A 12,649-nucleotide genomic window follows, 5' to 3' on the forward strand; every position below is an offset into this window, starting at 1 on the left:
CCGGTCCGGATCAGGTCAGATGTGGTGCGGCGGCTTCTCGTCGAGGAAGCGTGCCAGGTCGGCTGCGCCACCGCCGCCCGGAGCCCGCTCGCCCCACCCCTGGTCCGTATCGTCCGCGGACTGCCGGTCCAGCGGATCGTCGAAGACCAGAGCCGGCCTCGGCTCCCGCGGCTGCTGCTGCGGCTGCGGCGGCTTCGATTCTCGCGGTCCGGGGGCGGGGGCGGTACTCATACTTCCAGGGTACGGCGGCGGCCGCACGGGCAGGGCCGTGCTCCGGGCGCCGTCGGCCCAGCGGTACAGCGACCCCCGAGACCGCGGTGAGGCGGGCCGGGGTGACCGGTGCCGGAGCCAGGCGACGGCGCCGGCAGCCTCCCGGTCCCGGCACGGTCCGCTGTACGTTCGCCGGGAGACGGCACGCGCCACCCCCGGTCCGCCGGACCGCCCCACACCCGGAGGAACCCCATGTCCGAGGACGAGCCCCTTCCCGGGCCGCTGGACGCGTTGACGGACGTGGCCGGAATCCGCGTCGGCCATGCCCGCGTGCACGGGGAGGGGAGCCTGAGCGGAACCACCGTCGTCCTCTCACCCACCGGTGGCGCCGTGGCAGCCGTCGACGTCCGGGGTGGCGGGCCCGGTACCAGGGAGACGGACGCCCTCGATCCGCGCAATCTCGTGCAGCGGGTCGACGCGATCGTCCTCACCGGTGGCAGCGCGTACGGGCTGGACGCCGCTTCCGGTGTGATGGCCTGGCTGGAGGAGCGGGGCCGCGGCGTCGTGGTCGGCACCGGTCCCGGCCAGGTGGTGCCGGTGGTGCCGGCGGCCTGCCTCTTCGATCTCGGGCGGGGCGGTGACTGGCGGGCCCGCCCCGACTCCTCGACCGGCCGGGCCGCGGTCGAGGCCGCCGCCGCCACCGAGCCCGGCTCGCCGGTCGCCCAGGGCTCGGTGGGCGCGGGCACGGGCGCCGTCGCCGGGGAACTCAAGGGCGGAGTGGGCACGGCGAGCGTACGGCTGCGGTCCGGGACCACGGTCGCCGCACTGGCCGTCGTGAACGCGGCCGGCTCCGTCCTCGACCCGCGGACCGGGATCCTGTACGGCGAGTACGGGGCCGCCGAGCCGCCCCTCCGGCCCTCACCCGCGACGCACGAGGCGGCCCGCAGGCGCCTGACGGAGATCCGGCGGAGGCGCGGTGCGGGGCCCTTCAACACCACGATCGCCGTCGTCGCCACCGACGCCGCCCTCACGCGCGCCCAGGCGCAGAAGCTCGCGGGCACGGCGCACGACGGTCTGGCGCGCGCCGTCCGGCCGGTGCATCTACTGACCGACGGCGACACGGTCTTCACCCTGGCCACCGGCCGGCTGCCGTTGCCGCCCGAGCCCACCGCCGCGCTGAACGGCATTCTGGCCGCCGGAGCGGACGCGCTGGCCCGGGCCGTCGTGAAAGCCGTCAGGGCCGCCCGGGGGGTCGACGGCCCCGGCGGCACCTTTCCCTCGTACGGCGACCTCTACGGCACCCCGGACAAGGATCACGGCGGGGCGTCCTGAGGTCCCGGAACTTTTCACCCGGGCGGTTCGTTTTTCGCGAACCCCGGTCACGATGTCCGACCCAGGGACTACGTTATGCACGCATCGAGTAACGCGCGGCGACGGCCTGGAGACAGCACCTTGAGCGATCCGTACGAGACAACCGAGCAGCACCTCGAGCGACTCCTGCGATGCGCCCTCAACTCCTTCGATCTGTCCGACACCACCATGGAGCGGCTGGGGACGGCACTGACGCACAGCAGCTCGCTGCACTCCTCCCACCACAGCTCCGCGCTCCACCGCGAGACGTACCGGCACACCTTCCTGCTGGCCGACGGTTCCGCCCTGACCCTGTGGGAGTTGGTGCACGGCAGCGGCCGGGACGCCGACGCGCCCCGCCGCCACGAGCTGTACGACATCGAGGGCGATGCCCAGATCGCCGCGGCCCGGCTGGCCGGCGGCTTCCTGGAGACCCGGGCGCTCTCCGAGGACGCCTCTCAGGCGGACCTGGAGGTCCTCACGCTGCTGAGCGCCTTCCCCCCGGCCCCGGTGCCCCGCATGTACGCCCAGGACAAGTCCGCGGACCACGCCCGCCGGGTCCTGCGCCGGGCGGAGAACGGCGACCGGCCGGGTGCGGAGACGGCACGGCTGCTGAGAGCCGCCTTCGCCCACCACATCACCCAGGTCTTCGGGCGCCAGTGCCGTATCGACGGCCGGGACGCGGGATTCACGCTCTACGAGCACGCCTTCCTCCTCCTGGACGGCAGCGAGACGAGCCTGTGGGAGGTCGAGCACACGGCGACGCCCGACGGCCGCCACATGTGCGAGGTCTACGGCGACGAGCAGACCGCCCGCCGGGCCATGGAGAACCGCACCCGGATCTGCTGACCGTCCAGGCGCACACGAACCGTGCGGCCCGCCTCGTCCCGAGGTTCAGGGACGAGGCGGGCCGCACGGTGAGCAGGCCGAGCCGGGGGCGTGACGTCCGCGCGCGGCGCCCTTCAGCCCGCCGGCGACAGCTCCTTCGCGGTCTTCCCGGCCACGGCCGGAGCGGCGTCGTCCTCTCCGCCCTCCAGGTGCGTCCGGGGTCTGGCCGGCAGCGCGAACATGACGAGGAAGATCACCGCGAGTACCCCGGCCACCCACCACAACGACCGCTGGAACGCGTCCACGAACGCCGGACCGGCCGCTTCCGGCGGAAGGCTGTCGCCGACCGAACCGAAGAAGATGACCGACACGAGGCCGAGCCCCAGCGCCGTACCCATCTGCTGGACGGTGTTGATGAGCCCCGACGCCGACCCGGAGTGCTGCTTCGGCACCTCCGAGAGCACCGCGTCCGTCAGCGGGGCCACGATCAGCCCCATGCCCACGCCCATGACGACGAGCGGAGGAGTCATCTGCCACGGGGTGATGTCCAATCCGTGACGCCCGGCCTCCCCGATGTAGAGGAGCAGCCCGGTGATCATCAGCAGCGCGCCCGCCTGCAGTACCTTGCGGCCGAAACGGGGCACCAGCTTCTGTACGGAGACACCGGCGGCGCACGAGACCGCGACCGAGAACGGGATCCCCGTCGACCCGGCTCGCAAGGGGCTCCAGCCGAGTCCCATCTGCAGGTACAGCGTCCAGACCAGGAAGAAGATCCCTAGAGCGACCCCGAACGTCAACTGCACCGCGGTGCCCGCCGCGAAGCTCTTCACCCGGAACAGTGACAGTTCGATGAGCGGCGAGCCGTCCCGCTGTGCCTTGCGGCGCTCGAACACGACCAGAGCCGCGAACACCAGGAGACTGGCAGCCATCGACACGTGTCCCCACAGCGGCCAGCCCAGCTCGCGCCCCCGGGTCAGCGGGTAGAGCAGCATGAGGAGGCCGAGGGTCACCAGTGCCACTCCGGCGAGGTCCAGCCGCAGGGCCTTCGGCGCCTTGGACTCGCTGATGAACGCGCGCCCGAGGAGCAGCCCGGCGATGCCGACCGGCAGGTTGATCAGAAAGATCGGCCGCCACTCGAGACCGAAGAGGTTCCACTCGGTGAGCAGGGCGCCCAGCAGCGGCCCGGACACCGCGCCGAGCCCCACGATCGCGCCGAAGAGGCCGAAGACCTTGCCTCGCTCGTGCGCCGGGAAGGTCGCGTGCACGATCGACAGCACCTGCGGCACCATCAGCGCGGCCATGCCGCCCTGGAGGATGCGCGAGGCGACCAGCATCTCCGGGTTCACGGCGAAGCCGCAGAGGGCGGAGGCGATCGTGAAGCCGCCGATGCCGATCAGGAAGAGCCGCTTGCGACCGTAGATGTCACCGAGCCGGCCGCCTGTGATCAGACCGGCCGCGAAGGCCAACGCGTATCCGGCGGTGATCCACTGGATCGACGTGAACGAGGCTCCGGTGTCCCGCGTGATGCTCGGGATGGCGATGTTGACGATCGTGACGTCGACCAGGTCCATGAAGGCCGCGGTCATCACGATCGCGAGCGCGAACCAGCGGCGCCGGTCCGCCGGGCCCTGCGAGGCGGCCGTCCCTGGCGAAGGAGTGCGGTCGGCTGCCGAGGCCGGCGAAGGTGGGGAAGAAGTCATGCGGTGAAGCTAGAGGGGCAACAGGTCAGATATTGACCTGATGGACGGGCATCCTTGGGCCATGACCGATACCCCGGCACGGCTGCTGAATCTGCTGTCGCTCCTCCAGACACCGCGCGAGTGGCCGGGCAGCGAACTCGCCGAGCGGCTCGGCGTCACCCCGCGCACCATCCGCCGCGACATCGGCCGGCTCCGCGACCTGGGCTATCCGGTCGAGGCCACGCGCGGTTCGATCGGCGGCTACCGCCTGGTCGCGGGCAGCGCCATGCCGCCGCTCCTCCTGGACGACGAGGAGGCGGTGGCCATCGCCGTGGGACTGCGAGCCGGGGCCGGTCATGCCATCGAGGGTGTCGACGAGGCGTCCGTAAGGGCTCTGGCCAAGCTGGAACAGGTCCTTCCGGCCCGGCTGCGCCGCCGGGTCTCGACCCTCCAGAGAGCCACTGTGCCGCTCACCCGTGGGGACGGCTCGACCATCGATCCCCGTACGCTCACGGCGATCGCCTCGGCGGTCACCGGCCGGGAACGGCTCCGCTTCGCCTACCGCTCGGGGGACGGCACCGCCTCCAGACGGCAGACCGAGCCGTACCGGCTGGTGAGCACGGGGAGCCGCTGGTATCTCGTGGCGTACGACATGGACCGTGAGGACTGGCGCACGTTCCGGGTGGACCGGGTGAGCGAGCCCTTCGCCACGGGGTCCCGCTTCACCCCGCGTGACCTGCCGGCCGAGAGCGGGGACGCGGCGGAGTTCTTCGCCCGGTCGATGTCGCGCGCACAGCCCGAGTTCCACCTCGACGTGACGTTCCGGGCGCCCGCGGGCTTCGTGGCCGCACGGCTGCCCTCGATTCTCGGCACCGTGGAGCCCACCGGCGAGCAGAGCTGCCGGCTGCGCGCGGCCTCCTCCGACTCGCTGGAATGGGTGGCGCTGCGGCTGGCCCTCCTGGACTGCGAGTTCGAGGTACACGGCCCCGCCCGGTTGGTGGAGCACCTGCGCGACCTGGGCGCCCGCCTGACCCGTGCCGCTTCCTCCCCTTCCGGGCCTGCTGCCGCCCCGCCTGCCGCGACGGGGCCGCGCGGAAATGAATGAGCCCCGGCGCCGGGGGGGGGGTGGGCGCCGGGACTCAGCTCAGGGGACCGGAAGGAGACCGGTCGTGGGACCGGTGCGAACCGGCCTGATGTGGAGATTACGGGTTATCGGCTCACGCCGCAGCGTCAAAGCCCGTGTCGTGAGCCATTCGCTTCAATTCGAGCAGTGCGTGCTTCTCGATCTGGCGGATCCGCTCCCGCGTCAGACCGTGCTGCTTGCCCACCTCGGTGAGGGTCCGCTCGCGCCCGTCCTCGATGCCGTAACGCATGCGGATGATGGAGGCGGTCCGGTTGTCGAGCTTGCCGATCAGGTCCTCGAGCTCCTCGCTGCGCAGCAGCGTCATCACGGACTGCTCGGGGGATACGGCGGAGGTGTCCTCCAGCAGATCACCGAACTGCGTGTCGCCGTCGTCGTCCACCGACATGTTGAGGCTGACGGGGTCACGCGCCCAGTCCAGGACGTTGCCGACGCGCTCCGGGTTGGAGTCCAGCTCGGCGGCGATCTCCGCGTGCTCCGGGTCGCGCCCGTGCTCACGGTTGAACTCGCGCTGCACACGCCGGATCCGGCCCAGCTCCTCCACCAGGTGGACGGGGAGCCGGATGGTGCGGGACTGGTCGGCGATGGAACGGGTGATGGCCTGACGGATCCACCACGTCGCGTACGTGGAGAACTTGAACCCCTTGGCGTAGTCGAACTTCTCGACCGCGCGCACCAGGCCGGCGTTGCCCTCCTGGATCAGGTCGAGCAGCGGCAGCCCCGCCCGCGGGTAGCGCCGGGCCACGGCGACGACGAGCCGGAGGTTGGAACGGATGAAGACGTCCTTCGCGCGCTCGCTCTCGGCGACCAGCGCCTCCAGCTCCTCACGCGTCGCTCCACCGGCCTCGCTCTCCACCTCACCGTCGAGGATCTGCTGGGCGTAGACACCCGCCTCGATCGTCTGCGACAGCTCGACCTCCTTGGCGGCGTCGAGCAGCGGTGTGCGAGCGATCTCGTCCAGGTACATGCCGACCAGGTCGCGGTCGGCGATCTCCCCGCCCCCGGCGCGAACACTGCTGGCCCGGTCGGTCCCGCCGGTGGCGGACGAACGACGGGCGACGGCACGGGTTGCCATGCGTGCTCCCTTGCTGAGTAGGTTGCGACACCCTTCCGGGTGCCCTGCATCCGATGGAAACAACGACTGGAATCCGGACAGAATTCCCGCGACGGCCGGTCACTTCCGAGATCATGCAGTACCCTGTCCGCCCCAGCGGGAGGACAGATGGTGCGGATACCCACAGAAGCGCAGGTCAGGCCTGGCACCGAGGCCGATCTGGAGGCGCTGACGGACATCTACAACCATGACGTCCGTGAGACAGCGCTCACATTCGACACGGCCTGCTTCACCACCCGGGAGCGCCTGCCCTGGTTGCGCTCCCACCCGGTAGACGGTCCGCACCGCCTTCTGGTTGCCCAGGGCACGCCCACCCCCCGCCACGCGCCCACGATCCTCGGTTACGCCACCAGCAGCCCGTACCGCCCCAAGGCGGCGTACAGCACGTCGGTGGAGGTGAGCGTCTACTGCGCGCCGGGCGCCACCGGCCTCGGCGTCGGCACGCTTCTCCACAAAGAGCTCTTCGAGGCCCTGGCCGACGAGGACGTCCACCGCGCCTACGCCGCGATCGCGCAGCCCAACGAGGCGTCGGCCCGGCTGCACGAGGCCTTCGGCTTCCGCCACGTCGGTACGTACGGGGAGGTCGGCCGCAAGTTCGGCCGGTACCGGGACGTCGCCTGGTACGAGAAGCCGATGCTCAGCCGAACTGGAGCGACCGCTTGGCCAGGCCCATCCAGAAGCCCTCGATGACACTGCGCCCCTGACCGAGCTCCCCCTCGGCCGCTCCCAGGGTCACGAAGAGCGGTGCGAAGTGCTCGGTACGGGGGTGGGCCAGCCGGCCGGCGGGCGAGGTGTGCTCGAAATCCAGCAGGGAGTCGATGTCCTGCGCCTGCAGGGCGCGGTTCCCCCAGTCGTCGAACTCCGCCGACCAGCCGGGGGTTCCGCCGCCGGCGTGGCGCAGCGCGGCCAGGTTGTGCGTGAAGAAGCCGCTGCCGACGATCAGCACGCCCTCGTCACGGAGCGGAGCGAGCTTGCGGCCGATGTCCATGAGCTTCTGCGGGTCGAGCGTGGGCATCGAGATCTGGAGGACGGGGATGTCGGCGGCCGGGAACATCTCGACCAGGGGGACGTACGCCCCGTGGTCGAGGCCGCGGTCCGGGATGTCCTGGACCGGCGTACCGGCGCCACGCAGGAGTTTACGGACGTCCTCCGCGAGCTTCGGGGCACCCGGGGCGGCGTACCGCACCTGGTAGTAGTGCTCGGGGAAGCCCCAGAAGTCGTACACGAGCGGCACGGGCCCGGTGGCGCCGAGTGCGAGCGGGGCCTCCTCCCAGTGCGCGGAGACCATCAGGACGGCCTTCGGGCGGGGCAGGCCGGCGGACCAGGCGGCGAGCTCTCCGGGCCAGACCGGGTCGTCGGCCAGGGGCGGGGCCCCGTGGGACAGGTAGAGGGCCGGCATGCGCTCGGTGGCGGCGGTCATGGCACTCCCATTCCTCTGCCGATCGAGGTACGTGTTCTTCACGGGCACCTGGGGGAGCGAGGCGAGCACCGGGATGCGGCAGATCATCTCTTTGAACCTTCAAGTTCCTACTTCCAGAGACCTTAGCTCCATCTAGTTCAACTTTCAAGGAAAGGTCGTACAGTGGAGTCCATGACCACGGCACCCACCGGTGAGACGCGATGGCTCACCGACGAAGAGCAGAGCGTCTGGCGGTCGTACCTGCACGCCACGACCCTCATGGAGGATCACCTCGACCGCCAGTTGCAGCGTGACGCCGGCATGCCGCACATCTATTACGGGCTGCTCGTCCAGCTCTCCCGGGCACCCCGGCGCCGGAAACGGATGACCGCGCTCGCCAGGGACGCCAAGATCACCCGGTCGCGGCTCTCGCACGCCGTCGCCCGGCTGGAGAAGAACGGCTGGGTCCGGCGCGAGGACTGCCCCTCGGACAAGCGCGGCCAGAACGCGGTCCTCACCGACGAGGGCTTCGATGTCCTCGCACGGTCGGCGCCGGGGCACGTCGCCGCGGTCCGCCAGGTGATGTTCTCCCGGCTCACCCCCGAACAGGTGCGCAGCCTCGGCGAGATCATGCAGGTCATCGCGGGCGGGCTGCAGCCGGAGGGCGCGGACGCGGATCTGCCCTGGCTCCGCTGAGCGGAACCAGGGCAGATCGCGGTCAGGCTTCACGCCCGGCACCGCGGTCGGGCTTCACGCCCGTTACCGCGGTCAGGCTTCACACGAGGCGCGGCTCAGTGCGCGACGACAGGGATCATGAACTCGTCCTCGACGCCGTCCGCGTGATCGCCGGAGCCGTCGGACCGGCCGGTCGCTCCGGTACCCGGACGTCCGGTGTTGATCAGCGTGGCCGCGATCACCGAGGCGGCGACGAGGATGCCGACGGCCCACCAGATGGCGCTGGCGAAGCCGCTGACCATGGCCTGGAGCTGGAGCAGCTTCGGGTCGGTGGCGCCGGCGGCGTGGTCGGCGATGTAGGCGGTGGTGGCACCGGCGGCGATGGTGTTGAGCAGAGCCGTGCCGATGGCGCCACCGACCTGCTGCGAGGTGTTCACCATCGCGGAGGCCACGCCCGCGTCACGCGGTTCGATGCCGTGCGTGGCCAGCGACATGGCCGGCATGAACGCCGTGCCCATGCCCAGACCGAGCAGCAGCTGCCCCGGCAGGATGACGCTCGCGTACGAGGTGTCGACCTCCAGCTGGGTCAGGAGCAGCATGCCGATCGCGGCCACCAGGAAACCGGGGCCCATCAGCAGCCGCGGCGGAACGCGGGTCATCAGCCGGGCGCCGATCTGCGTGGACCCGGTGATCATTCCCGCGATCATCGGGAGGAAGGCGAAGCCGGTCTTGACCGGCGAGTAGCCCTTGGCGACCTGCAGGTAGTACGTCAGGAAGAGGAAGAGCCCGAACATCGCGATGATGGCGAAGCCCAGTGACAGGTACACGCCTCCACGATTGCGCTCGGTCAGGACGCGCAGGGGCAGCAGCGGCGAGGACACGCGTGACTCGGTCACGACGAAGGCCAGGAGCAGCACGGCGGCGGCGATGAACATGCCGACGGTCAGCGCGTCGGACCAGCCGGCCGATTCGGCGCGGGTGAAGCCGTAGACCAGCGCGACCAGGCCGAGCGTGGAGAGGACGACGCCGGGCACGTCGAGCGGCGAACGGTTACGGCCACCGGCCGGCTCACGGATGACGAAGTAGGCACCCGCGGCCGCGACGACGGCGAACGGGATGTTGACGAAGAACGTCCAGCGCCAGTTCAGGTACTCGGTGAGGAAGCCGCCCAGGATCAGGCCGACCGCACCCCCTCCACCGGCGATGGCCCCGTAGATACCGAAGGCCTTGGCCCGCTCCTTGGCGTCGGTGAACATCACCGCGAGCAGCGACAGGGCGGCCGGGGCGAGCAGTGCGCCGAAGGCACCCTGCAGAGCCCGGGAACCGAACATCATCGCCTCGCCCTGCGCGGCACCACCGAGCGCGGAGGCCGCCGCGAAGCCGAGCAGGCCGACCACGAAGGTGCGCTTACGGCCCCAGAGGTCGGCGATGCGTCCACCGAAGAGCAGGAGTCCGCCGAACGCGAGCGCGTAGGCGGTGATGACCCACTGCTTGTTGCCCTCGGAGATACCGAGGTCCGTCTGGGCCGAGGGCAGGGCGATGTTCACGATGGTCGCGTCGAGCACGACCATCAGCTGAGCGAGGGCTATGAAGGCCAGCGCTTTCCAGCGACTGGGGTCCGGAAGCCGGGTGTCGGCTGTTTTCGACATGGAAGTAGCCACCTAAGGGCGCGCGTGGGCGTGAAGAGCCGCGAGGAGTCGGAGTCGGGAGCAGTGCGGAGAGGTCGAGGTGATCGAGCAGACCGTGGGACAGGGGGTCTGCTTCGCGAGACGGGACGGGACGGACCCGGAGAGGTCGTGAGCTCGGCTTCGTCGGCGAGCCGACGCATCCGGCCTCGAACGGACGCACCGGTACCGGGCCGTCCCGGCACAGGGCGTACGGGTTCGTGGCCGCACCTGCCGGTCAGGTACGGGCCTGTCGTTCACAAGGGATTGCGGGCCGCTTCGGGCCGGTGAGGTGTCGGGTATCCGGTGCTACGGGCGTCAGTGCCCGCGGCGCAGAACCTCCAAAGTCGCCGCCGATCCGGGCAGCCTCGAGCGGGCCGGGGTTTCCAGGCCGTCCAGGAAGAGCTGCAGATGACGGTGGGTGAACTGGTCGATGTCCGGGCAGGCGATGCCGGGCAGCGGCCGGGTGAGCTGGGAGAGGGCGACGAGCACGTCACCGACGGCGATGTCGGTACGCAGACGCCCCGCGGACATGGCGCGCTCCACGAGCCCCTCGACGGCCTCTTCGAGGCGTCGGCGCTCGGCGAGCAGGTCGGGATGGTCCTTGTCGAAGCCGCCCGACAGCATCGGGCACAGGGCGCCGATCCGCTCGTCGGCCGCGGCGTGCACGAAGCGACTGAGAGCGGCGAAAGGATCGGACTCCGCGGCCACGGCCTCCTCCGCACGTTCCGTGGTGCGGGAGGTCACCGCGAGGACGACCTCGTGGGTCAGGGCCGCCCGGTCGGGAAAGTTCCGGTACAGCGTGGCATTGCCGACTCCCGCCCGGCGGGCGACCTCGTCGAGCGGCACGTCCGGCCCGAACTCGACGAACATCTCGCGGGCAGCCGTCACGATGCGCTCGCGGTTGCGCAGCGCGTCGGCCCGCGGACGGGGCATACGGCGGTGCGCGGCACAGGCGACGGTGTCGGCGACGGTCTCCACGACTGCGACCTTTCGTTGCTGAGTTGCTGACTGACTTGCCGGCTTGCTGACTACGGACGACCCCTCGGCCGGTACAACCGGGGACCGTTTCCCCGCTTCCGGGGACACAGGTTCAAACGGGGAAAGGATCCCCGGTTATTTCCCGCTCAATTGTGACCTGAGTCACATATTCTCCGGGGTGGAACCCCTCCATCGGCGCACCCAGCGAGCGGACCTCCACCGTCCGGCACAGGCTGATCGCCAGAGAGCAGCCAGGGCCGGCCGGCTGCCGCGGACCCGAAGGCGACGCCCATGGAGAAACCCCGCCACCGGATACGCCGATGCCGTCGCCCCCTCGCACTCGCCGGGGCGACGGCCCTGGTCGTCGCGACCATGGCGTCGGCCAGCTCCACGCTGCACCTGCCCGGCCGCGCCGCCGCCGGCCCCGTGGCCGCACCTCAGGGAACCGGCCTCGGCCCGTGCCGGATCCCCGCGACCATGGGCGTGCAGATGTCGGAGGGCCTGCCGACACCACCCGGGTACGCGCGCTCGACCGGCAAGCTCAAAGCGCTCAACCTGATGATCGACTTCCCGGACGCGGAGGCGACCGAACCGGCTGCGGACCGGTTCGCCGAATTCTTCCCCCAGACCGCCGAATGGTTCCGCACCAGCTCCTACGGCCGTCTCACCTACGAGCCCCAGGCACCCCTGAAGGACTGGCTGCGGATGCCGCTGCCGTTCTCCGAGTACGGGATAGAACGCGGCTCCCCGTACGAACCCGGCTACCGCAAGCTCGTCAAGGACCTCGTGCGGGTCGCCGACCCGAAGGTCGACTTCTCCGGGTACGACCTGGTCAACGTCTTGGTCACTCCGAACGCCGGCCCGTCGGCTCTGGACACGGTGCTCTCGGTGACCTTCTCCGGCAACGAAGACGCCCCCTTCGCCGACGGGGTACCACTCTCCAACACGTCCTTCATCTACAGCCGCCAGGACGACGGGTCGGGGTCGTACGCGGAGACCGGCTACCGGGTCCTGCCCCACGAGAACGGCCACGTCTTCGGGCTGCCGGACCTCTACACGCTGGAGGGCGGCGGCTCCGTGGGCCACTGGGACATCATGTCCGAGGACTGGGGGGCCAACAACGACCTCCTGGGCTGGCACAAGTGGAAGCTCGGCTGGCTCGACGACGACCAGATCAGCTGTGCCGCCATGCCCGGCACCAGCGAACACACGATCGGCCCGCTGGCCACCCCAGGGGGCCCGAAACTCGCCTTCGTACCGCTGAGCGGCCAGTCCGGCTACGCGGTCGAGGTGCGGACCGCAGCGGGCAACGACGACGCGATCTGCCGGCCCGGAGTCCTCATATACAAGGTGAGCAGCGACGTCGACACCGGCCAGGGGCCGATATCCGTCGCGGACAGCACCGAGGACAGCGGCGGCTGCACCCGGCGGCCCAACGTCCACGCCGAACTTTCCGACGCACCCTTCGAGCCCGGCGAGACGTTCACGGACCGGTCCAGCGGCATACGCATATCCGTACTGTCGCAGGACGCGGACGGAAACTACCGGGTCCGGATCACCCGGCCGTGAGCGCTCCCCATCCCCGCACCGGCCACGGCCGCCCCCTTC

The 12,649-nt window shown here is 70.8% G+C and carries 12 protein-coding genes; 6 read left to right on the forward strand and 6 right to left on the reverse strand.

Annotation, left to right across the window (positions count from 1 at the left end):
- Positions 1–15 precede the first annotated feature (15 nt).
- On the reverse strand, positions 16–231 hold the full coding sequence (locus tag BA175_RS28565; protein WP_069174466.1) for a hypothetical protein: 216 nt from the start codon (positions 229–231) through the stop codon (positions 16–18).
- A gap of 231 nt (positions 232–462) precedes the next feature.
- Here BA175_RS28565 and BA175_RS28570 point away from each other — a divergent pair, with 231 nt between their 5' ends.
- Together BA175_RS28570 and BA175_RS28575 are read left to right on the forward strand one after the other, a co-directional pair.
- Positions 463–1,542: a P1 family peptidase gene (locus BA175_RS28570; RefSeq protein ID WP_069174467.1), complete on the forward strand. Its 1,080-nt coding sequence runs from the start codon at positions 463–465 to the stop codon at positions 1,540–1,542.
- Positions 1,543–1,662: 120 nt separating this feature from the next.
- Positions 1,663–2,409, forward strand: a complete 747-nt coding sequence (locus tag BA175_RS28575) for a DUF6227 family protein (RefSeq protein WP_069174468.1) — start codon at positions 1,663–1,665, stop codon at positions 2,407–2,409.
- A gap of 113 nt (positions 2,410–2,522) precedes the next feature.
- On the opposite strand, the gene BA175_RS28580 is transcribed toward BA175_RS28575, so the two are convergent.
- The gene (locus tag BA175_RS28580) at positions 2,523–4,088 is read right to left on the reverse strand and encodes an MFS transporter (protein WP_069174469.1); all 1,566 of its coding nucleotides are present in this window, start codon (positions 4,086–4,088) and stop codon (positions 2,523–2,525) included.
- A gap of 61 nt (positions 4,089–4,149) precedes the next feature.
- Between BA175_RS28580 and BA175_RS28585 the strand changes: the two genes are divergently transcribed.
- Entirely contained in the window at positions 4,150–5,172 is a 1,023-nt protein-coding gene (locus BA175_RS28585; RefSeq protein WP_069174470.1) for a helix-turn-helix transcriptional regulator, read from the forward strand.
- Between the two features lie 112 nt (positions 5,173–5,284).
- Here BA175_RS28585 and BA175_RS28590 read toward each other — a convergent pair whose 3' ends face one another.
- Positions 5,285–6,283: a sigma-70 family RNA polymerase sigma factor gene (locus BA175_RS28590; RefSeq protein ID WP_069174471.1), complete on the reverse strand. Its 999-nt coding sequence runs from the start codon at positions 6,281–6,283 to the stop codon at positions 5,285–5,287.
- Between the two features lie 147 nt (positions 6,284–6,430).
- Here BA175_RS28590 and BA175_RS28595 point away from each other — a divergent pair, with 147 nt between their 5' ends.
- Entirely contained in the window at positions 6,431–7,012 is a 582-nt protein-coding gene (locus BA175_RS28595; protein ID WP_069174472.1) for a GNAT family N-acetyltransferase, read from the forward strand.
- Here the strand turns inward: BA175_RS28595 and BA175_RS28600 are convergent.
- A complete protein-coding gene (locus tag BA175_RS28600) occupies positions 6,960–7,742 on the reverse strand; it encodes a dioxygenase family protein (RefSeq protein WP_069174551.1) in 783 nt (260 codons plus the stop codon). The two genes, BA175_RS28595 and BA175_RS28600, sit on opposite strands and share 53 nt — an antisense overlap.
- 162 nt (positions 7,743–7,904) lie before the next feature.
- Here BA175_RS28600 and BA175_RS28605 point away from each other — a divergent pair, with 162 nt between their 5' ends.
- Positions 7,905–8,417: a MarR family winged helix-turn-helix transcriptional regulator gene (locus BA175_RS28605; RefSeq protein ID WP_079159860.1), complete on the forward strand. Its 513-nt coding sequence runs from the start codon at positions 7,905–7,907 to the stop codon at positions 8,415–8,417.
- A gap of 95 nt (positions 8,418–8,512) precedes the next feature.
- Here the strand turns inward: BA175_RS28605 and BA175_RS28610 are convergent, their stop codons facing one another.
- Positions 8,513–10,045, reverse strand: a complete 1,533-nt coding sequence (locus tag BA175_RS28610) for an MFS transporter (protein ID WP_069174473.1) — start codon at positions 10,043–10,045, stop codon at positions 8,513–8,515.
- Between the two features lie 333 nt (positions 10,046–10,378).
- Complete coding sequence (locus BA175_RS28615; RefSeq protein WP_438947383.1) at positions 10,379–10,996, reverse strand: TetR/AcrR family transcriptional regulator; 618 nt, start codon at positions 10,994–10,996, stop codon at positions 10,379–10,381.
- A 336-nt stretch (positions 10,997–11,332) separates the two neighbouring features.
- On the opposite strand from BA175_RS28615, the gene BA175_RS28620 reads away from it, so the two are divergent.
- Entirely contained in the window at positions 11,333–12,610 is a 1,278-nt protein-coding gene (locus BA175_RS28620; RefSeq protein ID WP_069174475.1) for a M6 family metalloprotease domain-containing protein, read from the forward strand.
- Positions 12,611–12,649: the final 39 nt, after the last annotated feature.

Origin of the sequence: Streptomyces griseus, from assembly GCF_001715295.1 — a bacterium.
GTDB classification, from domain to species: Bacteria; Actinomycetota; Actinomycetes; order Streptomycetales; family Streptomycetaceae; genus Streptomyces; species Streptomyces griseus_G.